Genomic DNA, 23,543 nt, shown 5'->3' with positions numbered 1-23,543 from the left:
AGAGAACTAGCCTGCTTCGCCTACGTCTTTCGGATCGGGCAGCTTGCCTCCTTCGCTGCCCTTGGCGGGTTCTGGCTCGTTCTTCAGTTCACTTTTCTGCTCATCGGAAAGACGCCGGTCAGCCACGTTCGGATCTTCGCTCGTCTGCTTCGGCGGCGTCTGTCGTTCGTTTTGCTCGCTCATGTGCGCTCCACGCGTTGGGTTCGATGGAGCATGTTGCACGCGGCGTGCCCAGGCTTCTAGCGTTACTCGTCGATGGTCCCGTGCACGCCTTGCTCGCCATGCTTCCAGTACGCCGAAGCCCGAATGCGCCGCTTGTCGAGACCGCGTTCGTTGCACAGCAACTGGCGCACTGCGCGCATGAGCGTGGCTTCGCCGGCGGCCCAGACGTATCCGTCGCCTTCGGGCAGATACGTGTAGCGCAAGGCGTGCAAGAGCGCGGCATGTGCATCGTCGCTGTCGCTGCGATAAATCCACTGCGCGAAGAGATCGGCACGCGTGTCGAGTTCGATATGCGCCGATAAGTCCGCCGCCTGAATCAGCGTGGCGACGCGTGTACCGGCAGGCAATTCCTCGAGCCGCCGCGCGATGGCGGGCAGGGCGGTTTCATCGCCGATCAAGAGATGCCAGTCGAATTGCGCGGGAATGACGAACGAGCCACGCGGCCCGCCGATGCCGAGGTACTGCCCTGGCTTGGCTTGTGCCGCCCACGCCGTGGCCGGCCCGGCTTCGTGCATGGCGAACTCGAGGTCGAGCTCGCGCGCGGCGCGATCGAAGCGGCGCGGCGTGAAATCTCGCGCGACGGGGCGCGGCTTGTCCGGATCGAACACTGGACCATTCGGGCCTGCTTGCGGCACTACGGGCTTGTCCTCGCCCGGCAGTGGGAAAAACACCTTGACGTGGTCGTCGAACGAGGCGCTTTCGAAGTCGGCGAGATCGTCGCCTCGAAGCGTCACGCGCACCAAATGCGGGTTGAGCGTGGCAACCTGCGTGACTTGCAGCAAGCGAAACTTGAGCGCATGCCGCACGCGCGTGACTTCCAGTTCGGGACGGTGTTGCAGTGCGGATTCTGTCATCGTGTGTCGCTCCTTTACGCCTGCTTGGGCGCGGGATTCTGTTCGATCTCGGCGGTCGCGCGCGCCAGAATTTCGGCGATACGGCGTTGCTCGTCCGGCGAAACATCGGTGCGCAAGACCAGCGCGCGTTTCAGCGCTCGGCGCGCGGCGATCAGCTCGGGCGTCCAGCCGTTGTCGGCGGCGGTATCGTCGCTTTCCTCGCCGGCATAGGCGCGGCGCACGAGGTCCATCTTGCGGGCAAAGTGCGTGAGCTTCGCGAGCATCAGGTCGATGCGTTCGCGGTTCGCTTCCAGATAGTCGCGGCCCGCGTCGGACAGCGCGTAGCGCTTGCGGTTGCCTTCCACTTCGACAGTCGCGTAGCCGATTTCTTCCAGGTATGTCAGCGCCGGATAGACCATGCCGGGGCTCGGGGCATAGAAACCGTTCGAACGGTCTTCGAGCGCCTTGATGAGTTCGTAACCGTGACGCGGCGCCTCGGCCAGCATGGCGAGCAGCAGCAGTTGCAGGTCGTCCGAGGAGAACTTGCGGCCGCGCGGCATGCCGTCTTCGCCGCCGAAGCCACCGCGTCCGCCACGGCCACCGAAGCCGCCGCCAAAGCGGTCGTCTCCGCCGCCACCTCCGCGTCCGTGCCGGCCGATCAGCCCCAGGCGGGAGAAGGCGAAACGCTCGACCCACTCGGGCGCGTTGCGAATGTCGAAGGGAAAGTCGAAGCCAGCCGCGCGAGAACCCGCGTCGCGCCCGCGATGAAAACATTTGGATCGCATGAGATCACTCCGTAGATATCGTAAAACATATCTAAAGATATATATCGTAAGAGCGTCTGTCAAGCGGCTATTTCAGGATGAGCAGCCGTCCGGCGATGCCACCTACAATCCTTCGATATTCACCCCTACCCAATCACGCAGGAAACTCAGATGACTCACTTCCGCTCCGTCGCCCTTGAACACGCAAGCCGGTTGATCAATCACGGACCCACCGTGCTCGTCACGAGCGTTCATGGCGAACGTCGCGACGTGATGGCCGCGGCCTGGTCGATGCCGGTCGAATTCACGCCGCCGCGCATCGCCGTGGTCATCGACAAGAGCACTTACACGCGTGAACTCGCGATGGCGAGCGGCGTGTTCGGCGTCGTCATTCCGGGCGCGGCGGCTATCGACTTGACGTTTGCGGTCGGCTCGACGAGCGGACGCGAGATCGACAAGTTCAAGACTTTCGGGATCGAGACGATAAAAGGACCAGTACTCGGTCTTCCGTTGATCGAGACGAACTGTGCGGCATGGCTGGAATGCCGGCTCATCAGCGAGCCGCATACCGAAGACACCTATGACACGTGCTTTGCCGAAGTGGTGTCCGCTGCGGCCGACGAACGCATTTTCTCTAATGGTCATTGGAACGTGGATGACTCCAATGCGTCGCTGCATACCATCCATCATCTTGGCGCGGGCAAGTTCGTGCGCGGCTCATCCATGCAGCAAGCCAAGCCGCTCACGCGATAAAACTTGCCGCTTGTCGAGGCTGTCGTCGGTCGATCTGACTCGCCCTTGTACGCCTTTAGAGCGCACGTTCTAAGCGTGAATTAAAAGGTCTAAAGAATCTCTTTTCCCGGTCGTTAAGCAGTCGACGAACGCGAGGCACCGATGGTGCACTTGCGTCGCAAATAACAAGCACGCGATCCGTCACATGAACTCGGACGTGTGCGATAGGTGGGTGAGGACAGGTTTCATACAGTCACGGGCTTGCTGCGAAAGCGGCGCGCCGGTGTGACTGCCATGAAGGCCGCTCGCACCATCCGGGGAAAGGGGTGTGGTATGAAACAACGGTTTTCGGGTTTGCGATTCGTCGTTTATCTCGTGGGCTTCACGGGGCTACTGTGGCTGAGACTTTTGATCTCACCCGATGGCAAAAGCGGCGTGTTGGCCTTCTTCGCGTGCGTGGCCTCGCTCGCGGCGGCTTATCTGGTTTATTACGCGGCGTCGGAGGGTTACTTTCGCAACCTTGCTGGTGGCGTGGTGGTTTATCTTGCCATCGCGGCAGTGGTCGTGGCGTGTCCGCCATTCGTCTTGCTGCTTGCGTTCTGGTCGGTGACGAGCGTCTTCAAGCAACGCCGCGCGCTGCTCATGCATGCGCTTGCAAGCGTCACATTGTTCCTGCTCATCTTTCCGATGCCGCTCGCCGAGCGCCTTGGCATGCCTGAACTTGCGGGTGCGCCAGCGGGTCTCGCGTATTTGGTGTTTTCGCTTGCGTGGTCGGCTGTGGCGGCGCGCAGTCCGTTGAAGATCGGCCTCTTCAAGTTCGCGACGATGCTTGTGGCCCTGCCGCTCATTGGTACTTTCGTGTCGCTGGTTGGCGGCGGGATGCTGAATCGTCCGGAGCGGCGTGTGCGTAATTCGCTGGCACGTTCGCGACGGGCGATGCAGTTGGCTTTGCCTGCGCCCGAGGCTACACCGGCTTCTTCCGCCTCGCGTGTGGCTTCGACCGATGCCGGATTGGCGTTGCCTGCCGCCTTGATCGCGGGGATCGCGGCTGAGGTGCTGATGCCGGTGGCTGTCGCGGCTGAGTAGGAGAGGTGTTTCGCCGATATGCTTGGTGGATGAGCGTATCGGCGGGGATATTGGAGGCAGCTTGTCGGCACGCGGAAGGCAAAGCCGCAGCCCACTAAGCCTTCACCACCAACCTAGCCTCCAACCCACCCCCCTCACGCTCATGCAGCGTGAGCGTCGCATCCATCGCAAGCGTCAATTGACGCGCAATCGCGAGCCCCAGGCCGGTCCCTCCGGTCTGCCGGTTACGCGATCCTTCCAGCCGCACGAACGGCTCGAACACCGCTTCCAGCGACTCGGCCGGAATACCCGGTCCGCGATCCAGCACCACGATCGAAGCGCCTCCGTCCGGCAGTCCGCCGATCTCGATCTCCGCTGCTCCGGCGAACTTGAGCGCGTTATCCACGAGATTGCCGACGATCCGTCGCAACGCCTGCGGCCGCGTCACCATCGTGCCGCCGATACTTCCCTTGAGCGACACGACCTTGCCCGCATCGAGATAATCGTTGAGAAGGCTCTCGAATAGCGCGTCCGAATCGACACGGAGCGGCGCCTCGGTCGTGCCGTGCAACGTCCGTGCATAAGTCACGCCTTCCTTCACGAGCGTTTCCATCTCCTGCAAATCCTGCTGTAACCTGGCACCGGCAGGATTTTCATCCATCGTGTCGACGCGCAATCGCATGCGCGTAATCGGCGTCTGCAAGTCATGCGTGATGGCCGCGAGTATCTGCATGCGCTGGGTCATGTACATCGAGACGCGGTCTTGCATTGCGTTGAATGCCTTGGCCGCGCGCGTTACTTCGTCCGGACCGTGCTCGGGCAGACGCGTGGCCTTGAGGTCCGGACCGAGCGTGTCCGCGGCTTCGGCCAATTGCTTGAGCGGGCGCGTCGCGATACGCACCGCGAGCCAGCAACATGCCGCGAGCAGCACGAGTTGTCCTGCAAGCACGAGCGGCAGCCACGCGGACAGCGGCGTGCCGACCATCGGATGCATGTCGATGGTGAGCGGGCTGCCATCGGTGAGACGCAAGTGAACCTGCATGCGTTCGGCATCGCCGGGAACGGCATTGACCGTCAGCGGATAACGCTTGCCGATGCCATCCGCTATCGACTTCGCAAAGCGCTCGGAAAGCGCGGCATCGAGCGGCGTGCCGCTTTCGCCCAGCCCGAGGATGAATTGATAGCTGCGGCGCGCCAGTCGCGGCAGCCACTCGGCACGTTCGGCGGGCGGCAGATGATCGAGCAGCGCCACGGAACTCGTCACCTCGCGCTCGACGTAGCCGACCATCACGTTGGTCATCGACTGATCGCGCTCGGTCATCGTGATCCAGAACGACAGCGTCTGCGCAAGCGCGATACCCACGAACAGAATCACCGCGAGCCGCGCGAACAGCGTGCGCGGCCAGGGCAAAAACCGTGGCGGATGCGCGGTCAATGTCGTTGCACCGAGCGCGCTCATGACGATGCATCCAGCGGCGTGACCGCAGCGGAAAACACATAGCCTTCGTTGCGCAACGTCTTGATGTAGCGCGGCTCGCGCGCCTCGTCGCGCAGACGCTGACGCAAACGGCTCACCAGCAGATCGATGGAGCGGTCGAAGGCATCGGCCTGACGGCCTTGCGTCAGGTTGAGCAATTGATCGCGCGTAAGCACGCGTTGCGGATTGTCAAGGAACACGCGCAGCAGGCGATATTCCGCGCCCGACAGCGCCACCATGGTGCCTTCTGCATCGAGCAGATGGCGCGCGGTGGTGTCGAGCCGCCAGTCGCCGAAGCCCAGCATTTGCGCCGATTCGGTCACTTCCATTCCCGGCGGCAACATGCGTGTGCGACGCAGCACGGACCGGATGCGCGCGAGCAGTTCGCGCACGGCGAAGGGCTTGGGCAGGTAGTCGTCCGCACCCATTTCGAGGCCGAGAATGCGGTCGGCTTCCTCGTTGCGCGCGGTGAGCATGAGCACGGGCACCGCGCGGAACTTGCTCGCGCGCAATTCGCGGCACAACACGAGGCCGTCCTCGCCGGGCAGCATCAGGTCGAGCACGATCAAATCCGGCGCGCCCTGTTCGAGCGCCGCGCGCATCTGGCGTCCGTTGGCGGCGAGCGAAACGCGCATGCCATTCTTTTCGAGGTAGGTCGCGAGCAGCTCGCGGATACCGCGATCGTCATCGACGATCAGCACATGGTCGGTCGTTTCCATCGATAGCTCACGGCTTCTTGCGCTTGATCTGCACGCGGCCCGGGGTTATCGAGAGGCACTGCACCGGATGGGCCAGTTCGGTTGCGATACCGCCGAATAAAAACGCTGCGACGGCGAAGAACTGCTTCATTTTCAATCTCCCGCGTGATCGCTGTGTCTGCGTTATAGCGCAAAACGCGAGCGGTTTTGTATCGCAGTGTATCCGGACTTTCTCGCGACACATGCGGATTCACTCGCGTGTCTTGAACGGCGCTTCGTATCGCAATGTATCCGCGCTGCCTTCGATACAAAACATTGCTCACGCAACACACAGCGGATACGTCCGAACGTTTTAATGCATCAACGACGGCGTTGGCGGATTTCAAGCGTCGCCTCCCACCCACCAGTTAAGGAGTAGCACCATGAAGATTTCCATCGTTGCTTTCGCTCTCGTTGCAAGCGCCATGACGGGCATTGCTCACGCGGAGGTTCACGCCACGTCGACACAACCGCAGGTCGGCAAGACACGCGCGGAAGTGAAGCGCGAACTCATACAAGCGCAAAAGAACGGGCAGATCGCGGCGCTCGCGAATCTGTATCGCGGTAGCTGATCGGCACCCATTGTCTCAATCCATTTCGTGAGGTTCACCATGTTCAAGAAGCTCATCACCGCTGCAGTCGTCGTTGCTAGCGCCACTGCCGCAGGCTCCGTTTTCGCAAGCAGCGGATACGGTCTCGCGCCGCACGGTGACACGTCGGCCGGCGTGCGCGCATCGCAACGCGCTCAGCGTGTGCAGTCCATCAACGATAGCGGCATGCAGGGCTATGGCGGCGTGCGCGATGTCCAGACGCAGTCTGGCAGCGCATCGACGATCACGACTTTTCCGACGAGCGGCACGGGTTCGCTCTTCGCGCATCACTAACGCCTTGATCAACGCCTACCGAAGGAGATGAACACCATGACGCAACTCGACAAGCTTCTCTACACCGGCAAGACACACGTGACCGGAGGCCGCGATGGCGCGGCGCGCAGTTCCGACGACCGGCTGGATGTCAGGCTCACGCCGCCCGGCGCGCCTGGCGCGGGGACCAATCCCGAGCAATTGCTCGCAGCGGGATGGTCCGCATGCTTCATCGGCGCGATGGGCAAGGCGGCCGCGAAACTGCAAGTGAAGTTGCCGGCCAATACCGCCGTCGATGCAGAGATCGATCTGGGTATGAATGGCGATGCGTACTTGCTGCGCGCGCGCCTGAACGTGAGCTTGCCGGGCATCGAACGTGATGCGGCGCAGGCGATCGTCGAGGGCGCGCATCGAACCTGTCCGTATTCGAAGGCGACGCGCGGGAATATCGATGTGACCATTACGGTAGTTTGAAGCCGCAAAAACTAAGCGCAGCCATGCAAAGTGCACTGGCTGCGCTTCTTTCTGCTGGCCGTTCAAAGCGGGAAAGCTCCCGCTCGCGATACTCGAGACTTACTTCTTCGCTTCGGCAAAGCGCCGCGCGACTTCCTTCCAGTCGATCACATTGAAGAATGCGGCGATGTATTCGGGTCGGCGATTCTCATACTTCAGATAATAGGCGTGCTCCCATACATCGAGACCGAGAACCGGCGTATTGCCCGAGCCGATTCCCGACATCAACGGGTTGTCCTGATTGCCCGTGCTTTCGACCGCGAGCTTGCCCTGCGGTGTCACGCTGAGCCACGCCCAGCCGCTGCCAAAGCGCGTGAGTGCGGCCTTGGTGAAAGCTTCCTTGAAGGCATCGAAGCCGCCGAGGTCGGTATCGATCGCCTGGGCTACTTCGCCTTCCGGCTTGCCGCCGCCTTGCGGAGACATGATGGTCCAGAAGAGGCTATGGTTCGCGTGGCCGCCGCCGTTATTGCGCACCGGGGTGCGGACCGCTTCGGGCAGTTTGTCGATCTGCGTGATCAGTTGCTCGACCGCCAAGTCCTTGTGCTCCGAACTCTCCAGCGCGGCATTTAGATTATTCACATAGGTCTGATGATGCTTTGTGTAATGCACTTCCATCGTGCGCGCGTCGATGTTCGGCTCGAGTGCATCGTAAGCGTAGGGCAGGGGAGGCAGGGAATAAGCCATTGCGAATCTCCTTTTTGACGATGAGAGGAATCAATGCCGGGCCGGGCCGCTGGCGGAAAGCGCCAGACTGGCGTTTTCGATGGTCCGGGCAATGAGGGAATGCGGCCCATGACGGGCGACGTGGCGGATCAGCGCCACGTGTGTTTCGCGGCTGTGACGCAAGGCGGCTTGCCGGATCGTGACCGGCCGCTCTGCGCTTACGGACAGCGCCAGAAGTGCTTCGTGCGCCTCGCAGCGCAACTGCGCGGCGGCGTCCTGATTGCCTTGTTCTGCGTAGTGATCGGCGAGGTTGTGATGCGAGACGACGAGCGCCGCGATACAGTCCTCGCCGCGTCCGGGCGGCGGTGCTTTGATGAGTCGACGCGCGATCTCAAGTGCGTGCTCGAAGGTCGAGCGTGCTGCCGTGGTCTGTTGTTCCGCTGCGGCTTTGATCGCTTGCCGCATGAGTGCTTCCCACACGGGAAGACTCGGGCTGTCTTGTGCCGATATGTCCACGGCTTGGAATTCGATTCGTTCGTGCATGGCGTAGGCTCCAGTTCCTGCGCCCTTTGCGTCGACGAAAAGCCTGCGTACTCGGGACAAACAATGATAACCAGTATCGAGGGAGTCTGCACGCGGGGGCTAAACCTCGCGCAAAGCGAAAGCTTGCAAGATTGCCATGCGCGGATCATAGAGCAACTAACCGTCTTCCTCTTGACCATCCACGAATTGGCCCACCAGTAGCCTATTAGCGACTCCGCTTGCCAACATGAGTTCCAAATAAAGACAGTGGCACGGTCAAGCCGTATCACTCAACGTATCCCGATGCGCCTGCGCAAACTCCGCCATGCTATTGAACCGAAAGTCGATGCGAGGTTGCGCGCCTGGGTCCATCGTTGCGCCGAAGCCCGGCTGCCCGTGCCGTCGATGAATCCAGCATGACGTCAGCCCGATTTCGTTCGCGGGCTTGTGATCGTGAAACAGACTTTCCGCGACGTGAAGAATCTGCTCCTTGCGAATATCTCTGCTTGCAAGCTTCTCCAGCAAATACTCGAAGTTACGTTGTGATGGCTTGTAAGCGCCGACATCCTCGGCGGTGACGATGCCGTCGAATTCCACCTGCAACTTCGCGTTGCTGAACGCAAAGCTTTCGTTATCGACGTTTGAGAGAATCACGAGCTTGAAATGCTGCTTCAGATAACGAAGCGCTTCGGCCGAATCCGCGAACGCAGGCCAGTTGCGGATGGACTGACCATACGCGACGCATTCTTCCTGCGTGTAAGAGAGTTTCCATTCCTCGGCGAGCCGCTTGTAAACGATGGCCAGCACCTCCTGATAGCGCTTGCCCGGCGTGTAGTGCTGCTGCGAAGACTCGTGACGCGCATGCGCTTCGAGTACCTGATCGCGCGTGGGCGGCCGAACCGCGCGTTCGAGCAATGGCCGCAAGCCTTCGAAAATGCCGGTTTCCCAGTCGATCAAGGTTCCGTAGCAGTCGAAGGTGAGCGTATCGAAATCGGTGAGATTCACTGCGGCTCCTTTTTGGCGTTGGTAACGAACACCCGGTATCTTGCCGCAGATTAGAATATGAGCGAATCACTCATTTTAAAATGATAAGGCCGCATGATGGCGCAAGCTCGCAACGCTCCCCGGCAAGACCGCTCGATAAGGACTATCGATTCCATCGTGGATGCCGCCGCGCGCCTGCTCGGTGAACGCGGCCAGCTTCTGACGACGAATGCGGTCGCAGAAGCAGCGGGCGTGAGCATCGGTTCGCTGTATCGATACTTTCCAGACAAGGGCGCGTTGATCGAAGCCGTCCGCCAGCGTCATCGCGATGATCTGCTTCCCGTGCTGCAAGTCGGACGTGGGCAAGTCGCCGCGTTCGTCGATGGGATGATCGAGGTGCATCGCCGCAATCCTGCCGCGCAGCGTGTGCTGCTGGAAGACGGACGCTGCGAAGCCGAATGCAGACGAGCGTACGAAGCGCTCTTCGCGGCCTTGACGCGATGCTCCGCGGAGCACAGGCGCATTGGCGCTGAAGTGTTTGCGGGCGCGGTGGGCGGCGCGCTTGAGGAGGCGGCGCGCAACGAACGCTTGGCATCACCCGTGTTTCGATGGGAACTGATCGCGCTCGTCGAGGCTTACACGAGCAAGCCGCGCCCTGCAAAAGCAGTCACGATCGAGCGCGCACCGCAAACCTCGCGAGCAAACAAGCGTCAGCCGCGTGCCCATTTGCGCCTGCGTAAATCGCCGACGCAGCCGCGCTCGTCGGAGACTGTCGCCGCCATCGTGGAAGCCGCGGCTCAAGTGCTCGAAAGCGAAGGCTTCGAAGGCTTCAATACGAATGCAGTCGCCGCGCGTGCCGGCGTGAGCATCGGCTCGCTGTATCAGTACTTCCCGGGCAAGGACGCGCTGACCGTTGCGCTCATCCATCGTGAGACGCAACGCTTCTACGATGACGCAGCCATCGCGCTGGATAAGCGAAGCGGCAAGGCGGCGCTCGAATATTTGATCGGCGCGTCGGTGCGTCAGCAACTCGAGCGTCCGATGCTCGCGCGTCTGCTCGATATCGAGGAGAGCCGTCCGGCCTTGCGCGATGAGCTTGCCAAGGTGGACCTCGCGGGGCTGTTTGCTGCAATCGTAGCGAGAGCGGCTCCGAAGCATCCGCAACCGGAAATAGCGGCAGGCGACCTGTCGGCGATTATCCGAGGCATGACCGACGCGGCGGGCGAACGCGGGGAACGCGACCTCGAACGTCTGCAACGGCGCGTTCGCGCGGCGGTTTTCGGGTATCTCGCGCGCGAGAGCTGAACATGCGAATGTGAGCAAGCGCAAAGCAAGCACGGGCGTGCCAAGCCGCGACGAACCGCGCCATGCGGACTTCACGCCGCGCGCGTGGAGGCGCTCGATGCGAGTTGTCCAATGTGAGCGTTTACTTTTATTCTGACGTCGTCGAGCGAAACGGCATGGGCCTTCGCCATTAACAGATGAGAGCGACGATGACAGAAACCATCAAGAGCATGAAGCTCAACCACCTGAGCTTTCCTTCACGCGATACTGCTGCAACCGCGAAGTTCTTCGAGCACTATCTGGGCTTCACCGTCTCAGGAAGCTGGGACAAGTCGTACATTTTGAAGCGTCCGGGCTTCGACGTGGTAATCGATCATGTCGAAAGCGATGACGTCACGTGGCCCCGGAATTTCCACGCGGGCTTCGAACTGCCGACTGTCGATGCGTTGCAGGAACTGCATGATCGCTTCAAGCAAGAGGGCGTTCAGATGGAAACGGCGGTCTTCAACAATGGCCGTGGCTCGCGCTTCTTTTGCCGCGCGCCGGGCGGTGTGATGTTCGAGTTGAATACGCGTTCGGACGCCGCACCGGAGTTTCGCGGCACGTTCGACGAGTAAGCATCGAGCGTAGATTGCGAAATCCGCATTGCCCCGTGAAAGGCAATGCGGCTTGTGTCGTTTCGCGAGACGCCTCGCGGCGTAGTGCGAGTTACTGCGAAAGCACGACTTGCGCGATGATCCCCGAAGCAACGGCGACGAGCAGATAGTCGCCACCGACGCCTACCCACTGATAGCCGCGCGGCGGCTGACGCAGGCCGTGTTCATGGTAGTTATCGACGACGTATTGATGGTCACGATAGTCTTGCGACAGATGCTGACCTTTCTGCCAGTCTGAATGGCGCGGGCCGTTGTCCGCGTGCTCGGGCGGGCGCGGTGCGTCATGTCCGTAATTAGCAGGGCCGTGTCCTGGTTGGGCAGGACCGCCATGATTTTGCGGGCCGCCGTGATTTTGTCCCGGACCGCCACCGTGGTTCTGATCCGGACCGCCGGGGCCTTGCTGCGCAAAGGAAGCGCCGGCAGCAAGACTCAAGGTCGCGCACAACAGCGCGGCAACGATTCGATTCTGCTTCATGTTGATTCTCCAATCGAGTGAGAGGTTCGCGTGCATCGCCTGATGCGTGCGCTGCGAATCGATGAGCGGACTTTACTCAAAGCCGAAAGGAAACGGGGTGAGCAGATGTAAGCGTCGCTTACGTATCATTACGGCGAGGGGGGAGCAGACACGCGAAGGATACAGATCGCGGCACGTACCGCCTGGCCGGGTACTTCGACATCTGTCGGTACACTTGGAAGGCAGGCCGCGTGGACTGCATGACCAGCAATGAGGTTGTCCAACGGATGGAACGACATGCAGACCTATTACCTTGCCATCGATGTCGGCACGGGCAGCGTGCGAGCCGCACTCGTCGATGCGCGTGGCGTGGTGCGCAGCATCGCCGCACACGAGCACGAGCAAATCGTGCCGCGTTACGGCTGGTCTGAGCAACGCCCAGCGGACTGGTGGGAAGGCGCCGCGCGCTCGATACGCGAAGTGATCGACGACGTTCCGGATGCAGCTTCCCATGTCGTCGCGATATGCGCATGCGGCCAGATGCACGGCACGGTGCTGATCGACGCCGATGGTCAACTCGCACGCGATACCGCGCCGCTCTGGAACGACAAGCGCACCTTCGCACAGGTCGCGGCGTTTTGCGCGCGCCACGCAAGCGCCTCGTATCTCGCGAAGACCGCGAACCCCGCGACGCCCGCGTGGCCCGGTTTCAAGCTGCAATGGATCAAGGAGCACGACCCGTCGGCTTATGAACGCGCGAGCACGGTGTTCATGCCGAAGGACTACGTGAACTTCAAACTCACGGGCGAACGTGCGTGCGACTGGAGCGATGCATCGACGAGCTTCATGATGGACCCGCGCACGCGCGAGTGGTCGCAAGACATGCTGACTTTGCTCGGTCTCGATGCCGCGAAGCTCGCGCCGATTCGTGCGCCGCTCGACATACTCGGCGGCGTGACGCACGAAGCGGCCGCCGCAACCGGTTTGCGCGCGGGTACGCCGGTGCTGGTTGGCGGCGCGGATTATCCGGTGTCCGTGCTCGGCTCGGGCGTGTTCGAGCCGGGGCTGGCATCGGATATCACGGGCACATCGTCGATCATCACGATCATCGCCGACACACCGATGCTGCATCCCGAAGTGTCGAATCTGGCGACTTGCGAAGGGCTGTGGGGACGCTTCATGTTGCTCGATTCGGGCGGCGATGCCATGCGCTGGGCGCGTCGCGCGTTCCATGAAAACGCGCTGTCCTACGACGATGTCGCTGCCAAGGCCGCAAGCGCGCCGGTGGGTTCGGAAGGTTTGTTCTTTCTGCCGTATCTCACAGGCGAGCGTCTCGGCGAGCACGCTAATTCGCGTGCACAGTTCTTCGGTATTGCGGCGAGTCACGGGCTCGCCCATCTACATCGCGCGGTGCTCGAAGGCGTTGCATTTGGCGTGCGTCGGCATATCGCGCTCATCAAGCCCGAAGGCGTGGGTATCGAGCGGCTCGTTGCGGCAAGCGGCGGCGCGAAGGCGTCGCTTTGGCTCGATATCAAGGCCAGCATGTACCGCACGCCCATTCTCGTGCCGGCGCAAGTGGAATGCGGCGTGATAGGCTGCGCCATTCTTGCTGCAACGACGCATGGCCAGTTCGCACGTCTCGCCGACGCCGTGCGCGCCTTCGTGCAGTTCGAGCGCGAAGTGCAGCCCGACCCGCGTGCGAGCGATACCTATGACCGCATGATGCCGATTTTCGAGCACCTTTATGTGCACTCGCAGCAGTTTTACGACGATCTCGACCGACTCTTTCCAGACAACCCAACCTCTACATGACGAATCAGACTTCCATCAAGGCTGTCCTTTGGGACATGGACGGCACGCTCGCCGAAAGCGAACCGCTTCATTTGAGCACGCTGGTTGCGGTGCTTGCGCATCACGGCATCGAAGCGGGCGACGAATTGCATCCGCTGATCTTCGGTAAGACAGGGCGCGAAGTGCACGCGCTGTGTAGCGAACGCTTTGACATCGAGACGGACTTCGCGGACTGGTCCGCGTTTCGCGCACGGCATTATCTCGAAGGCGCGCCTCGGCTCGTGCCGCGTCCTGGCGCGCTCGAGGTGTATCGCGCGGTGAAGCGGGCGGGCATAACGCAAGGAATCGTGTCCAATTCGTCGCGCATGTTGCTTGAAGCGAACTTGCGAGCACTGGGCATCGAGGAACCGCAACTCGTGAGCGTCAGTGTGAACGACGTGCGCAATGGCAAGCCGAGCGCCGAGCCGTACGAACGCGCGGCGTGGCTCATGCGTCTCGAGCCGGAGGAAGTGGTCGTCGTGGAAGACAGTCCCACTGGGGCGCGCGCGGCGATCGCGGCGAACATGCGCGTGCTGGCCTGGCCTTTCGACGATACTGGCGCCGCGCTTTTTTCGAACGATGCGCAAATCGTCCGCTCCGCTGAGGAGCTTGCCAAGGCGCTGGGCGTAAACCTGGCCTAAGCAAGAAGGTGCCGGTGTTTTCAGGTGCGCCGCTTGCTAGAGCGAGATGGCAATCGGTGCATGCCTTCATTAAGCGAGCATGATTCTATGCAAAGCACGCGCTTAATGACGCGCTAATATGAATGGCTGCACATGGAACGTGCTTCGTTCGCATAAGGCGCCGCGCGCTGCGAACGGACGCTCGGAAAAGAAGGAGACACCATGCTTACGCTCTATCATCGAGGTGTAGCGCTACAGCCGTCCGCAGGTCGAAGCGGCAAGCTGTTCGTATCGCGCGTATCGATTCTGGAAGAAGACGGCGAGGAGACGGTACTGCGCGAGTTGGGCGCATTTCCCAGCCGCGACGCGGCGCTGCAGTTTGCACTGACATGCGGCACCGCTTTCGTCGATGGTGAACCACTGCCTGTTGCGCCACAATCCGTCGTGCGTGACGAGGAATCGAAAAACGCCGGTCTTTGAAGACCGGCGTTTTTTTGCTTCAGGGTGTGAGTACCACCTTGATGCAACCGTCCTCCTTGTCGCGGAACGTCTTGTACATTTCCGGTCCTTCCGCAAGCGAGACGCGGTGCGTGATGACGAACGAGGGGTCGATCTGACCTTCCTGAATGCGGCTGAGCAGGTCGTCGGTCCAGCGGGCCACGTGCGTCTGACCCATGCGCCAGGTGAGGCCCTTGTTCATCGAGGCGCCAAAGGGAATCTTGTCGATCAGTCCGCCATAGACGCCCGGTACCGACAGAATGCCTGCGGGACGGCATACGTAGATCATCTCGCGCAACACGTGCGGCCGGTCCGACTCGAGCATGACCGCCTGCTTGGCGCGATCGTAAAGCGAGTCGAACGAGCCCGTGGCGTGCGACTCCATGCCAACAGCATCGATACACTTTTCCGGGCCTTTGCCTTGCGTGAGATCGGCGAGGCGCTCGACCACGCTCTCTTCCTTGAAGTTGATGGTGGTGGCGCCAGTGACGCGCGCCATTGCAAGGCGTTCAGGCACGCAGTCGATTACGACGACATGCTTTGCACCAAGCAGAAACGCGCTGCGAATCGCCATTTGTCCCACCGGTCCCGCGCCCCAGATCGCCACGGTGTCCGTTGGCTCGATATCGCAGTTGATCGCCGCTTGCCAGCCTGTCGGGAAGATGTCGCCGAGGAAAAGCACTTGTTCGTCTGAAAGGCCATCGGGAATCTTCACGTGCGTTTTATCGGCGAAAGGTATGCGTACGTACTCGGCCTGGCCGCCGGCATAGCCGCCCGTCAAATGCGTGTAGCCAAAGAGACCCGCCGTGGTGTGTCCGAAAACCTTGTCGGCCGTGCCCTTGTTGCGATTACTGCGCTCGCACACGGAGAAATTGCCGCGCTTGCATTGATCGCATTCGCCGCAAAAGATGGTGAACGGTACGACTATGCGGTCGCCGACCTTGAGCGCAGCGTTTTCGGCGCCGACTTCGACCACTTCGCCCATGAACTCGTGGCCCATGATGTCGCCGGATTCCATGCCCGGCATGAACCCATCGAACAGATGCAGGTCCGAGCCGCAGATGGCGCAACTCGACACCTTGATGATCGCGTCGCGCGGATGCTCGATCTGCGGGTCCGGTACCGTGTCGTACCGAATGTCCTTCTTGCCGTGCCAGGTAAGCGCTTTCATTGGAAGTATCCTTGTCCTTGAGAGTGAACTGTCGACGAAGCCTTACTTGTTAGTTGGCTCGCCGGGATCTTCGATGCCCTTTTCCATATTGTCCTTCTGGTCACCGTAGTCCTTTTGATTCGCACCGTTCGTTATCTCGACGTCACCCTTCAGCTTGCGATCTTCGTTGCCGGTGAGTGTGCCGATGGCCGTGTCGGTCCAGCCCTTTATTTGTTCCTTGATGCCTTCTTTCTGATCCTTGTTCATTGCGTTCTCCGTGCCATGTATCGGAAGCCTAAGAATCTCTGCGCCAATCGTTGGCGTCGATACAGTTCAGCAACGCGTGTGCCTTCGCGCGTGTATACATTGCGCGAGCGCTCCGGCCGACATGCGGCACTACGATTGCTGCGAGAAAGAGGTGCGCTTCATGGTTCGACATCGCGCATCGAATCCACGCCTGATCTGTGCGTCCGGATGTGATTCGTCTGTTTATCCATCCGATCACTTAAACGCAACTATCAGGAGCAACAAGATGAACACGCCCGCCGAAACCCCCATGACCGATGATCCGAAAAGCGACGACGAAGTCGAATCCGGCACGGACGATGCGCTCACCACGGATATATCGGAAACCGATGATGAAGGAACGACTGTCCGCGAAGCGGAAGTTGACCCGGACGATCTGACGGAGATTGAGCCGGAAGGAGGCGATAAGTCTTGATGTAAAGCGTTGTGAGCGGCGCGGTCCGAATGGCCCGCGCCGCTTATTGTGTGTCTGATCAGCCGAGCGCCTGACTGGCCGCCGCTGCACGTCCGCGCAGCCAGTTGATGCTCGCAAAAAGCAGTACGGCGAAGACGATCAGCACGGTCGCGACCGCAAGTATTGAAGGGTCGATCGAATCGCGGATGCCGCTCCACATCTGACGCGGCACGGTCTTCTGATCCGGCCCGCCGATGAATAGAATCACGATGACTTCATCGAATGAAGTGGCAAAGGCAAACACGCTGCCTGTGGCGACTGCAGGCATGATCAGCGGTAACGTCACACGCCTGAACGTGATCCATGGCGCCGCGCCAAGACCGGACGCCGCGCGCAGCAGGCTCTGATCGAACGACAGCAGCGAAGCCGTCACGGTGATGACCACGAAGGGCGTACCAAGCGCCGCATGCGCGAGCACGACACCCGCATATGAGTTCACGAGACCGAGCGGCGCGAAGATCAGATAGAAGCCGGCAGCCACGACGACGATGGGTACGATCATCGGCGAAATGATGATGGGCATGATAAGCGAGCGCCACGGAAACTGCGCGCGGCTCAGGCCCAACGCGGCCAGCGTGCCGAGACAGGTCGCGATCAACGTCGACGCCGCGCCGATCCCGATGCTGTTCAATAGCGAGCGCTGCCAGTCCGCGCTCGTCAACGCCTGCTCGTACCAGCGCATTGAAAAGCCCTGCATCGGATATGAAAAGTACGAACCCGAATTGAACGAGAGCGGAATGATCGCGAGTATGGGAGCGATCAGAAAGAATAGGACGATCGCCGTATGCACGCGCACCCAGCGATTCGCCACGCGTTCGGTCAGCACGGTATTGCGTTGATCTTGCATGTCGTCGAGTCCGTGTCGTTCAACCGAAACGCAGCCGGTCGATGCCGACTATGCGGTTGAAGAGGAAATAGAAGACCGCCGTGAAGATCACGAGGTACGCCGACAGCGCGCCCGCGAGTCCCCAGTTGAGCTGCGTGTTGGTCTGAATGGCGATGAGCTGGCTGATCATTTCATCGCCCGCGCCGCCGAGTAGCGCAGGCGTGATGTAGTAGCCGAGCGCGAGCACGAACACGAGGAAGCATCCTGCGCCCACGCCCGGCAGCGTCTGTGGCACATAGACCCGCATGAACGCAGTGAACGGATGCGCCCCCAGCGACTTCGCTGCACGCATATAAACGGGCGATACGCTTTTCATCACCGAGAAGATGGCGAGGATCATATAAGGCAGCAGCACGTGCGTCATGCCGATCAGCACGCCCGCGCGATTGAAGATGAGCGGCACGGGATGCGACGCAAGGCCCAGCCCCATGAGCAGGCTGTTGATGACGCCACCCGGTTGCAGCAGCACATACCAGGCGGTCGTGCGCACGAGAAGCGAGGTCCAGAACGGCACGATCACAAACAGCATGAGACGGTTGCTGCTCTTAGCGGGCAGATTGGCGAGCAACCACGCAACGGGGTAACCGAGCACGAGACACATGAGCGTGACGGTTGCGCTGATGGAGATGGTACGCACGAACGCCTCGCGAAACACCGATGAATCGGCCGGCATGGACGCTATCTTGCCTTGCGGTGTCACTTGCGCATCGACGGCAGCGAGCAGATAGTCGGGCGTGGGCGATGCAGCGGCGCGTTTGAGCAAGCGCCAGATTTCCGGGGAATTCCAGCGCTCGTCGGTTTCGATGAGCGCGGGTTTCCATGCGGGTGGTGCATCGGCGGGCAGGCTGCGTGCGGTACGCATCAACAGGCTGCGAAACTCCGCTTGCGCGAAGTTCAGACGGCGCGCCACGGTGCCGAGCTGACCGCTTTGCTGGGCTTCCTTGAGGCCGGCGGCCAGCAATGCGAAGGTGCGTTCGTCGGGCAAGCCGTGGCCGTCCCACGCATCGAGCGCGCGCGTGAGGGCGGGCATGCTGTCGGGGACTTCGCGATTCTGCACGCTGCGCGCGAGCAGTAGCGCAATCGGCGCGATAAAGGTGGACAACAGAAACACGATCAGCGGCAACGCAAGCAACAGCGCTTGCAACGATGCACGGCGACGCGCCTTCTGATAAGACGCGTGGCCGTCGGCGCTTCTAGGAGAGCCCGATGGCGCGGCCTTTGCGGATACGGACATGTTGGTGGTCGCGGTCAAGTCGGGCTCTCTTCGGATCATGTTTCGCGTGAAGCGGACAGTGTCGATACCTTGCTGTCTTACTGCGTCAGCCACACCTGAAAGCGCTTGTTGATCTGATCGGCATTGTCGGCCCAGAAATTCGCGTTGATCTGCACGGCGCGCTTGAAGTTGGCAGGCGAGGTCGGCAGGTCGGCAAGACGCTGCTTGTCCACCAGTTCTATAGCGTCCTTGCGCGGCGGCGCATAAGCGATGTACTTCGTAAGATCCGCATACGCCTTCGGCTGCGATGCCGAGATGATGAACTTGGCCGCCGTGTTCGCGTTCTTCGCGCCCGTCGGAATGCCCCACCATTCGAAGTCGTACACCTGCGCGTCCCACACGGCCTTGAAGGGCTTGTTGTCCTTCTTCGCTGCATCGTCGATACGGCCGTTGTAGACCTGTGTCATCGCCACTGCGCCGTCGGCGAGCAATTGCGGCGCCTGCGCACCCGACTCCCACCACACGATGTTCTTCTTGATGGTGTCGAGTTTCTTGAATGCGCGATCCACGCCAGCTGGCGTGCCAAGCACCTTGTAGACATCCTTGGGATCGACGCCGTCGGCGATCAACGCCCATTCCATCGTCACCTTTGGCGACTTGCGCAGGCCGCGCTTGCCGGGAAACTTCTGCAAGTCGAAGAAGTCGTTGACGCTGGTCGGCGCGGTCTTCAACTTGCTCGCATCGTAGGCGTAGACGGTGGACCACACCATGCTCGCCACTGCGCAATCGAGGATGGAGCCGGGAATGAAGTCGCTCGTCTTGCCGAGCGTCTTCTTGTCGAACTTCATGAGAAGACCTTCGTCGCAAGCGGTGATCGCGTCGTTGGTTTCGAGGTCGATCAGGTCCCACGTCGTGTTCTTCGCCTGTTCCATCGCGGAGAGCTTGGCCAAGCCGCCATCATACGATTCCGTCGAGAAGCCGACGCCCGTGGCTTGCGTAAAGGGCTCGAAATAAGCCTTCTTCGCAGCGGCTTCATAAGCGCCGCCGAACGTCACGACCGAAAGTGTCTCTGCAGCCTGAACGGTGATGCTGGAAAACGCGCATAACGCGAGTGCCGCGCATTGAGTTTTGATAAAAGTGCGCATGTCAGTTGGCTCCTGCTGTAGCGGGCGTGGTGATTGAAGTTGACGACGGTGTGGAAGAAAGAGGTGTGGACACGCTTATGGACGCGCTCATCGCAAGTATCTTGCAGTCGTCGTGGCGCCAGGCGACATCGACCGTGCTGCCATCCGCGGGCAAGGCGTGACGCTGAGTGTTCGGCAGCTTGACCACGAGGTTGTCGCGCGTGCCAAGCTTCAGATGCACGCGATGATGATCGCCGCAATACACGAGTTCTTCGACTCGGGCGCGCACCACGTTGCTGTGTTCGTCGACATGCGAACCTTCCGCGCTCGGAATGTGCGCGCGTTCGGGGCGCAGCGCGAGCATGGCTTCGTCGCCTTCGGTGAGGCCGGGTTCGCATCGTCCACGAATGATGTTGCCGTCCGCGAGGGCCAGGGTCGCCCATTCGTCGCTCGCACTGGCCACGCGGCCAATGAGGCCGTTGTTCTCGCCCACGAAGTTCGCGACGAAAGCGTTCTGTGCGTTCTCATAGAGTTCGCCGGGCGTGGCGGCTTGCTGAATACGGCCATCGGAAAACACGGCGACGCGGTCCGACATGGTCAGCGCTTCGGCCTGATCGTGCGTGACATAGACGATGGTGAGCGACAACTCGCGATGCAGCCGCATGATCTCGTATTGCATGGTCTCGCGCAGACGCTTGTCGAGTGCGCCGAGCGGTTCGTCCATGAGCACGACGCTCGGTTCGAAGACGAGTGCGCGCGCGAGCGCCACGCGCTGTTGCTGACCACCGGAAAGCTGCGAAGGACGCCGGTTCGCGAGATGCGGCAGTTCGATCATTTCGAGCGCGCGCTTTACACGTGCCTTCTGATCGGCGCGGCTTACGTGGCGCACGGAAAGCGGGAACGCGACGTTCTCTGCAATCGTCAGATGCGGAAACAGCGCATAGTTCTGAAACACCATGCCGATATCGCGCAGATGCGGCGGCTTGTCGTCGAGACGTTTGCCATCGAGACGAATCTCGCCTTGCGTGGGAGATTCGAATCCCGCGAGCATCATGAGCGTGGTCGTTTTGCCTGAGCCCGATGGCCCGAGCAGCGACAGGAATTCTCCCTTGCGCACGTCGAGATTCAAGTCTTCGACGACATAATGCACGCCGTCATAAGACTTGCTCACGCCCGTGAACGAGATGAAGGAAGCGTCAGGCATCGTTCGGTCCTGTCCGTTTGCAGTCATGTTCAATGCGCGCCAACCTTGCTGGCGAGATAGCGCGCGAAGTCATAGTTGGGCCGTTCGAGATGGCTGAGATGACCGGGCTTTGCAAGCGGCGCATGCACGCCACGAAAAACCGCTTCGACGCCGCGCTTGTCTTCCGCGTTGACTTCATCGAGCAAGGTCTTGAGCGAGGCCATATGCGCGTTCGCTTCTGGGTCGGCGATGAACTCGGGCGCAAGACCGCCGCCGAAACGAATATGCACGCGGCCAACGCCTTGCGGTTGCAGCACGAGATACCAGAAGTAGCCAGGTGTGAGCGTGACGAGATGCGTCGGATAGATCGCCAGCAGCGCCGTGGTCTTGCGCCAGTGTCCCGTAAGCCGCGTGTTGTCCGGATGCGCGTTACCAATGGGCAGAGACGCTTCCTTCGTGATCCAGTGGTAATTAAATGCGGGAAAGCCGGGCGGGCATTCCATCTCTTCAAGACGTGAATGCGGTCCTACTGTCGCGCGATGCAGCATGGGCAGGTGATAGCTCTCCATGAAGTTTTCAGCGAGGATCTTCCAGTTGGTGTCCCACACGTGCTCTTCATAGAAAGTTTCGATGTAGTGCTCCATGCCGTAGGCATCGATGAGCCCGCTCAAATCGGCAAGCTGTTCACTGACCGGCCGCGCTTGATCGTCGAGCGTTACATAGATCCAGCCTTGCCATTCTTCACAACGCACGGCGGGCAACTTATAGCTTTCCTTGCAGAAACCTTCTTGACGGTCCATCAGGGGTGCGCCCTGCAACGCGCCATCCAGCGAGTAATTCCATGCATGATATGGACACACGATCCTGCGCACGTTGCCGCGCCCTTCGAGCAGAGCCGACATGCGATGCAGGCAGACGTTGGACATCGCCTTGAGTTGCATCTGCTCATCGCGCAACACCACGATAGGCTGTGCGCCAATGCGCGCCGTCAGGTAGTCGCCCGGCATCTTCAAGGCGCTTGCGCGGCCAACGCATTGCCATTCGTGTTCGAAGATGTCGCGCTCTTCGAGCGACAAAAAATCGGCGGAGGTGTAGACGCCAGGCGGCATGGCATGCGCGTCGTTGAACGATCGTTCGCAACCGGCGCGCAACTCGTCGACGAGTGCCGTGATCGGGATCGTTCTTGCCTGGCTGGTCATGAAAGACTCCTTGAATCTATTTCCTTATAAGCGCGCCAGCGTAGAGTCGGCAAGGCGTTGCGCTCGCATGGCAACAAATTTATCAAGCCAAATTACCAGCCAAAATATTGTTTTCGGATACAAAGCAGAGCTTTTGCCTATGTAGCGTTCCTGGCTTTGGCGTTTCTTAGGCGTCTAGATGCAGCCGCCGGATATAGTTCTCACAAAACGAGGCGAAGCGTTGCACCACTTGGCGCGGCTTCATGGTGCGCGATTGCGCAATGCCTAGCGTCGTTGCGTTGACGTTGTCCTTGAAGCGCTTAATCACGAAGTCTTCACCATCTACGGTGCGATTCGATTTGAGCGGAAAATTGAGGATGCTATAGCCTAAGCCGTTAGCCACCATGCCGCGCACGACTTCAGGCTGCGACGACCGAAATGCGGGAACCGGCCGGTTGCCGACGGCATCGAAAAGGGCCGCGAAATATTCTCGGCTATGCGGTAAATCCAGCATCACGTAAGGCTCCGCTTCGAGATCCGCTAATGAGACCTTGCGCGCGCGGGCTAGCCGGTGCGTCTTCGGCAAGATGACATAAGGCGGCAGAGAAAGCAGTGGCGTAAACGCGATGTCCTCGGTCAAATCCAGGCTATAGGTCAGCGCAATATCGAGCGAGCCGTCGTGCAAGCCTCTTAGCAGGCCATCCTGATGCGCCTCGACGGTCCTAAAGGAGATCCCTGCATGCTCGCCGGTAAAGCGGCTTATGAGCCCCGGCATGAGCGGCGGCGCAAGTGAAACGAGGCAGCCGAGCGCGATCGAGCCCGTCATGCCGCCATCCATTTCCTTAGCGGCCATTTGCAATTCTTCGGCTATTTTTAGCAGGTTGCGCGCTTGCCCCAGAAGGTCTCGGCCTGCTTGCGTAAGCGACAATCCCGCCGCGTGATGCCGTATGAAGAGCTGCACGCCAAACGATATTTCGAGGTCCGCGAGCGCGGTCGAGATCGACGGCTGCGAAATGTGCAGGCGCCGCGCGGCGGCTGTAAAAGACAGCACTTCCGCCGTTACGACGAAGTAGCGCAATTGCCGAAGCGAGTAGCGCAAAGGGTGGTTTTCCATCGGAAACGCTCCGCCTCTAAACGGTTGATCGGCCGAATTGTGGCTTCGCCAAAAAGGATTGCATAGCCAAAACCGATGCTAAGCATTTTTTAAATATATTTTTAGAATTCTGCGCTCAAGCGTAAATTTGGGCTTCATTGGCAGCACGCCAGCCACGCACGACTGCACGTTTCTCAAGGACGCTGACTTCGCCGGACACATCCGCGAAGTAAAGCCAT

The 23,543-nt window shown here is 60.6% G+C and carries 29 protein-coding genes and 1 pseudogene; 12 read left to right on the top strand and 18 right to left on the bottom strand.

Features of this window, described 5'->3' with window-relative positions:
- Positions 1 to 6 precede the first annotated feature (6 nt).
- The 3 genes from P9250_RS09285 to P9250_RS09275 all read right to left on the bottom strand — a co-directional run bounded on the left by P9250_RS09285 (position 7) and on the right by P9250_RS09275 (position 1,840).
- On the bottom strand, positions 7 to 183 hold the full coding sequence (locus P9250_RS09285; RefSeq protein WP_244830173.1) for a hypothetical protein: 177 nt from the start codon (positions 181 to 183) through the stop codon (positions 7 to 9).
- Positions 184 to 245: 62 nt separating this feature from the next.
- On the bottom strand, positions 246 to 1,076 hold the full coding sequence (locus tag P9250_RS09280) for a siderophore-interacting protein (protein WP_250494101.1): 831 nt from the start codon (positions 1,074 to 1,076) through the stop codon (positions 246 to 248).
- Between the two features lie 14 nt (positions 1,077 to 1,090).
- Positions 1,091 to 1,840: a PadR family transcriptional regulator gene (locus P9250_RS09275; RefSeq protein WP_310392561.1), complete on the bottom strand. Its 750-nt coding sequence runs from the start codon at positions 1,838 to 1,840 to the stop codon at positions 1,091 to 1,093.
- A gap of 150 nt (positions 1,841 to 1,990) precedes the next feature.
- Here P9250_RS09275 and P9250_RS09270 point away from each other — a divergent pair, with 150 nt between their 5' ends.
- Positions 1,991 to 2,572: a flavin reductase family protein gene (locus tag P9250_RS09270; protein ID WP_310392559.1), complete on the top strand. Its 582-nt coding sequence runs from the start codon at positions 1,991 to 1,993 to the stop codon at positions 2,570 to 2,572.
- Positions 2,573 to 2,884: 312 nt separating this feature from the next.
- Positions 2,885 to 3,637 (top strand): hypothetical protein, encoded by a 753-nt coding sequence (locus P9250_RS09265; protein WP_310392557.1) that lies wholly within the window; start codon positions 2,885 to 2,887, stop codon positions 3,635 to 3,637.
- A gap of 94 nt (positions 3,638 to 3,731) precedes the next feature.
- Here the strand turns inward: P9250_RS09265 and P9250_RS09260 are convergent, their stop codons facing one another.
- From P9250_RS09260 to P9250_RS09250, 3 genes are read right to left on the bottom strand one after another with little or no spacing between them, the layout of a single operon-like run.
- Positions 3,732 to 5,075 (bottom strand): HAMP domain-containing sensor histidine kinase, encoded by a 1,344-nt coding sequence (locus P9250_RS09260; RefSeq protein ID WP_250510692.1) that lies wholly within the window; start codon positions 5,073 to 5,075, stop codon positions 3,732 to 3,734.
- Positions 5,072 to 5,812, bottom strand: a complete 741-nt coding sequence (locus tag P9250_RS09255) for a response regulator (RefSeq protein WP_250510691.1) — start codon at positions 5,810 to 5,812, stop codon at positions 5,072 to 5,074. The genes P9250_RS09260 and P9250_RS09255 overlap by 4 nt, the downstream gene beginning before the upstream one ends.
- Before the next feature lie 7 nt (positions 5,813 to 5,819).
- Positions 5,820 to 5,942: a hypothetical protein gene (locus P9250_RS09250; RefSeq protein WP_284507835.1), complete on the bottom strand. Its 123-nt coding sequence runs from the start codon at positions 5,940 to 5,942 to the stop codon at positions 5,820 to 5,822.
- Between the two features lie 271 nt (positions 5,943 to 6,213).
- On the opposite strand from P9250_RS09250, the gene P9250_RS09245 reads away from it, so the two are divergent.
- From P9250_RS09245 to P9250_RS09235, 3 genes are read left to right on the top strand one after another with little or no spacing between them, the layout of a single operon-like run.
- Positions 6,214 to 6,402, top strand: coding sequence for a DUF4148 domain-containing protein (locus P9250_RS09245; protein WP_309848077.1), 189 nt, complete (start codon positions 6,214 to 6,216; stop codon positions 6,400 to 6,402).
- 39 nt (positions 6,403 to 6,441) lie between these two features.
- Entirely contained in the window at positions 6,442 to 6,714 is a 273-nt protein-coding gene (locus P9250_RS09240) for a hypothetical protein (protein ID WP_309848075.1), read from the top strand.
- 36 nt (positions 6,715 to 6,750) lie between these two features.
- Positions 6,751 to 7,167 (top strand): organic hydroperoxide resistance protein, encoded by a 417-nt coding sequence (locus P9250_RS09235; RefSeq protein ID WP_309848073.1) that lies wholly within the window; start codon positions 6,751 to 6,753, stop codon positions 7,165 to 7,167.
- 99 nt (positions 7,168 to 7,266) lie between these two features.
- Here P9250_RS09235 and P9250_RS09230 read toward each other — a convergent pair whose 3' ends face one another.
- The 3 genes from P9250_RS09230 to P9250_RS09220 all read right to left on the bottom strand — a co-directional run bounded on the left by P9250_RS09230 (position 7,267) and on the right by P9250_RS09220 (position 9,396).
- On the bottom strand, positions 7,267 to 7,890 hold the full coding sequence (locus P9250_RS09230; RefSeq protein ID WP_310392552.1) for a superoxide dismutase: 624 nt from the start codon (positions 7,888 to 7,890) through the stop codon (positions 7,267 to 7,269).
- Positions 7,891 to 7,920: 30 nt separating this feature from the next.
- Positions 7,921 to 8,412, bottom strand: a complete 492-nt coding sequence (locus P9250_RS09225) for a hypothetical protein (protein ID WP_309958413.1) — start codon at positions 8,410 to 8,412, stop codon at positions 7,921 to 7,923.
- 255 nt (positions 8,413 to 8,667) lie between these two features.
- Positions 8,668 to 9,396, bottom strand: a complete 729-nt coding sequence (locus P9250_RS09220; protein WP_310392550.1) for a haloacid dehalogenase type II — start codon at positions 9,394 to 9,396, stop codon at positions 8,668 to 8,670.
- 93 nt (positions 9,397 to 9,489) lie between these two features.
- On the opposite strand from P9250_RS09220, the pseudogene P9250_RS09215 reads away from it, so the two are divergent.
- The 3 genes and pseudogenes from P9250_RS09215 to P9250_RS09205 form a co-directional block, all read left to right on the top strand.
- Positions 9,490 to 9,675 (top strand): annotated as a pseudogene (locus P9250_RS09215) (helix-turn-helix domain-containing protein); the annotation flags it as partial.
- 372 nt (positions 9,676 to 10,047) lie between these two features.
- Positions 10,048 to 10,680, top strand: a complete 633-nt coding sequence (locus P9250_RS09210) for a TetR/AcrR family transcriptional regulator (RefSeq protein ID WP_404989408.1) — start codon at positions 10,048 to 10,050, stop codon at positions 10,678 to 10,680.
- Between the two features lie 188 nt (positions 10,681 to 10,868).
- Positions 10,869 to 11,276: a VOC family protein gene (locus P9250_RS09205; protein ID WP_250494094.1), complete on the top strand. Its 408-nt coding sequence runs from the start codon at positions 10,869 to 10,871 to the stop codon at positions 11,274 to 11,276.
- 91 nt (positions 11,277 to 11,367) lie between these two features.
- Here the strand turns inward: P9250_RS09205 and P9250_RS09200 are convergent, their stop codons facing one another.
- A complete protein-coding gene (locus tag P9250_RS09200; RefSeq protein ID WP_310392547.1) occupies positions 11,368 to 11,790 on the bottom strand; it encodes an RcnB family protein in 423 nt (140 codons plus the stop codon).
- A gap of 276 nt (positions 11,791 to 12,066) precedes the next feature.
- Here P9250_RS09200 and P9250_RS09195 point away from each other — a divergent pair, with 276 nt between their 5' ends.
- From P9250_RS09195 to P9250_RS09185, 3 genes are all read left to right on the top strand, one after another.
- The gene (locus P9250_RS09195; protein WP_310392545.1) at positions 12,067 to 13,581 is read left to right on the top strand and encodes an FGGY family carbohydrate kinase; all 1,515 of its coding nucleotides are present in this window, start codon (positions 12,067 to 12,069) and stop codon (positions 13,579 to 13,581) included.
- A complete protein-coding gene (locus P9250_RS09190) occupies positions 13,578 to 14,240 on the top strand; it encodes an HAD family phosphatase (RefSeq protein ID WP_310392543.1) in 663 nt (220 codons plus the stop codon). Before P9250_RS09195 ends, P9250_RS09190 begins: the two co-directional genes overlap by 4 nt.
- Before the next feature lie 201 nt (positions 14,241 to 14,441).
- Positions 14,442 to 14,699: a hypothetical protein gene (locus P9250_RS09185; RefSeq protein ID WP_250494088.1), complete on the top strand. Its 258-nt coding sequence runs from the start codon at positions 14,442 to 14,444 to the stop codon at positions 14,697 to 14,699.
- Positions 14,700 to 14,718: 19 nt separating this feature from the next.
- Here P9250_RS09185 and P9250_RS09180 read toward each other — a convergent pair whose 3' ends face one another.
- Both P9250_RS09180 and P9250_RS09175 read right to left on the bottom strand, forming a co-directional pair.
- The gene (locus P9250_RS09180; protein ID WP_310392540.1) at positions 14,719 to 15,888 is read right to left on the bottom strand and encodes a zinc-dependent alcohol dehydrogenase; all 1,170 of its coding nucleotides are present in this window, start codon (positions 15,886 to 15,888) and stop codon (positions 14,719 to 14,721) included.
- Between the two features lie 42 nt (positions 15,889 to 15,930).
- Positions 15,931 to 16,134, bottom strand: a complete 204-nt coding sequence (locus P9250_RS09175; RefSeq protein WP_250510684.1) for a CsbD family protein — start codon at positions 16,132 to 16,134, stop codon at positions 15,931 to 15,933.
- Between the two features lie 265 nt (positions 16,135 to 16,399).
- Between P9250_RS09175 and P9250_RS09170 the strand changes: the two genes are divergently transcribed.
- Positions 16,400 to 16,588, top strand: coding sequence for a hypothetical protein (locus tag P9250_RS09170; RefSeq protein ID WP_309848060.1), 189 nt, complete (start codon positions 16,400 to 16,402; stop codon positions 16,586 to 16,588).
- 58 nt (positions 16,589 to 16,646) lie between these two features.
- On the opposite strand, the gene P9250_RS09165 is transcribed toward P9250_RS09170, so the two are convergent.
- From P9250_RS09165 to P9250_RS09140, 6 genes are all read right to left on the bottom strand, one after another.
- Positions 16,647 to 17,474, bottom strand: a complete 828-nt coding sequence (locus P9250_RS09165; RefSeq protein WP_310392537.1) for an ABC transporter permease — start codon at positions 17,472 to 17,474, stop codon at positions 16,647 to 16,649.
- A gap of 19 nt (positions 17,475 to 17,493) precedes the next feature.
- Positions 17,494 to 18,747, bottom strand: coding sequence for an ABC transporter permease (locus P9250_RS09160; RefSeq protein WP_310392535.1), 1,254 nt, complete (start codon positions 18,745 to 18,747; stop codon positions 17,494 to 17,496).
- Between the two features lie 77 nt (positions 18,748 to 18,824).
- Positions 18,825 to 19,871: an ABC transporter substrate-binding protein gene (locus P9250_RS09155; protein ID WP_244830197.1), complete on the bottom strand. Its 1,047-nt coding sequence runs from the start codon at positions 19,869 to 19,871 to the stop codon at positions 18,825 to 18,827.
- 1 nt (position 19,872) lies between these two features.
- On the bottom strand, positions 19,873 to 21,054 hold the full coding sequence (locus P9250_RS09150) for an ABC transporter ATP-binding protein (RefSeq protein WP_310392532.1): 1,182 nt from the start codon (positions 21,052 to 21,054) through the stop codon (positions 19,873 to 19,875).
- Between the two features lie 29 nt (positions 21,055 to 21,083).
- Positions 21,084 to 22,232, bottom strand: a complete 1,149-nt coding sequence (locus tag P9250_RS09145) for an SRPBCC family protein (RefSeq protein ID WP_310392530.1) — start codon at positions 22,230 to 22,232, stop codon at positions 21,084 to 21,086.
- A 166-nt stretch (positions 22,233 to 22,398) separates the two neighbouring features.
- Entirely contained in the window at positions 22,399 to 23,325 is a 927-nt protein-coding gene (locus P9250_RS09140) for a LysR family transcriptional regulator (protein ID WP_250468380.1), read from the bottom strand.
- Positions 23,326 to 23,543: the final 218 nt, after the last annotated feature.

Source organism: Caballeronia sp. LP006, assembly GCF_031450995.1.
GTDB lineage: Bacteria > Pseudomonadota > Gammaproteobacteria > Burkholderiales > Burkholderiaceae > Caballeronia.
The sequence above is the reverse complement of the archived record's forward strand: the minus strand, read 5'-3'. Positions and strand labels throughout refer to the sequence as shown.

What these genes read in the sequence shown, in the direction of transcription:
- P9250_RS09140 (WP_250468380.1), bottom strand. Translation starts at nt 23,325, where the DNA reads ATGGAAAACCACCCTTTGCGCTACTCGCTTCGGCAATTGCGCTACTTC.
- P9250_RS09190 (WP_310392543.1), top strand. Translation starts at nt 13,578, where the DNA reads ATGACGAATCAGACTTCCATCAAGGCTGTCCTTTGGGACATGGACGGC.
- P9250_RS09285 (WP_244830173.1), bottom strand. Translation starts at nt 183, where the DNA reads ATGAGCGAGCAAAACGAACGACAGACGCCGCCGAAGCAGACGAGCGAA.
- P9250_RS09170 (WP_309848060.1), top strand. Translation starts at nt 16,400, where the DNA reads ATGAACACGCCCGCCGAAACCCCCATGACCGATGATCCGAAAAGCGAC.
- P9250_RS09280 (WP_250494101.1), bottom strand. Translation starts at nt 1,076, where the DNA reads ATGACAGAATCCGCACTGCAACACCGTCCCGAACTGGAAGTCACGCGC.
- P9250_RS09160 (WP_310392535.1), bottom strand. Translation starts at nt 18,747, where the DNA reads ATGTCCGTATCCGCAAAGGCCGCGCCATCGGGCTCTCCTAGAAGCGCC.
- P9250_RS09205 (WP_250494094.1), top strand. Translation starts at nt 10,869, where the DNA reads ATGACAGAAACCATCAAGAGCATGAAGCTCAACCACCTGAGCTTTCCT.
- P9250_RS09165 (WP_310392537.1), bottom strand. Translation starts at nt 17,474, where the DNA reads ATGCAAGATCAACGCAATACCGTGCTGACCGAACGCGTGGCGAATCGC.
- P9250_RS09175 (WP_250510684.1), bottom strand. Translation starts at nt 16,134, where the DNA reads ATGAACAAGGATCAGAAAGAAGGCATCAAGGAACAAATAAAGGGCTGG.
- P9250_RS09195 (WP_310392545.1), top strand. Translation starts at nt 12,067, where the DNA reads ATGCAGACCTATTACCTTGCCATCGATGTCGGCACGGGCAGCGTGCGA.
- P9250_RS09180 (WP_310392540.1), bottom strand. Translation starts at nt 15,888, where the DNA reads ATGAAAGCGCTTACCTGGCACGGCAAGAAGGACATTCGGTACGACACG.
- P9250_RS09255 (WP_250510691.1), bottom strand. Translation starts at nt 5,812, where the DNA reads ATGGAAACGACCGACCATGTGCTGATCGTCGATGACGATCGCGGTATC.
- P9250_RS09145 (WP_310392530.1), bottom strand. Translation starts at nt 22,232, where the DNA reads ATGACCAGCCAGGCAAGAACGATCCCGATCACGGCACTCGTCGACGAG.
- P9250_RS09275 (WP_310392561.1), bottom strand. Translation starts at nt 1,840, where the DNA reads ATGCGATCCAAATGTTTTCATCGCGGGCGCGACGCGGGTTCTCGCGCG.
- P9250_RS09200 (WP_310392547.1), bottom strand. Translation starts at nt 11,790, where the DNA reads ATGAAGCAGAATCGAATCGTTGCCGCGCTGTTGTGCGCGACCTTGAGT.
- P9250_RS09260 (WP_250510692.1), bottom strand. Translation starts at nt 5,075, where the DNA reads ATGAGCGCGCTCGGTGCAACGACATTGACCGCGCATCCGCCACGGTTT.
- P9250_RS09155 (WP_244830197.1), bottom strand. Translation starts at nt 19,871, where the DNA reads ATGCGCACTTTTATCAAAACTCAATGCGCGGCACTCGCGTTATGCGCG.
- P9250_RS09185 (WP_250494088.1), top strand. Translation starts at nt 14,442, where the DNA reads ATGCTTACGCTCTATCATCGAGGTGTAGCGCTACAGCCGTCCGCAGGT.
- P9250_RS09250 (WP_284507835.1), bottom strand. Translation starts at nt 5,942, where the DNA reads ATGAAGCAGTTCTTCGCCGTCGCAGCGTTTTTATTCGGCGGTATCGCA.
- P9250_RS09225 (WP_309958413.1), bottom strand. Translation starts at nt 8,412, where the DNA reads ATGCACGAACGAATCGAATTCCAAGCCGTGGACATATCGGCACAAGAC.
- P9250_RS09265 (WP_310392557.1), top strand. Translation starts at nt 2,885, where the DNA reads ATGAAACAACGGTTTTCGGGTTTGCGATTCGTCGTTTATCTCGTGGGC.
- P9250_RS09240 (WP_309848075.1), top strand. Translation starts at nt 6,442, where the DNA reads ATGTTCAAGAAGCTCATCACCGCTGCAGTCGTCGTTGCTAGCGCCACT.
- P9250_RS09150 (WP_310392532.1), bottom strand. Translation starts at nt 21,054, where the DNA reads ATGCCTGACGCTTCCTTCATCTCGTTCACGGGCGTGAGCAAGTCTTAT.
- P9250_RS09270 (WP_310392559.1), top strand. Translation starts at nt 1,991, where the DNA reads ATGACTCACTTCCGCTCCGTCGCCCTTGAACACGCAAGCCGGTTGATC.
- P9250_RS09235 (WP_309848073.1), top strand. Translation starts at nt 6,751, where the DNA reads ATGACGCAACTCGACAAGCTTCTCTACACCGGCAAGACACACGTGACC.
- P9250_RS09230 (WP_310392552.1), bottom strand. Translation starts at nt 7,890, where the DNA reads ATGGCTTATTCCCTGCCTCCCCTGCCCTACGCTTACGATGCACTCGAG.
- P9250_RS09245 (WP_309848077.1), top strand. Translation starts at nt 6,214, where the DNA reads ATGAAGATTTCCATCGTTGCTTTCGCTCTCGTTGCAAGCGCCATGACG.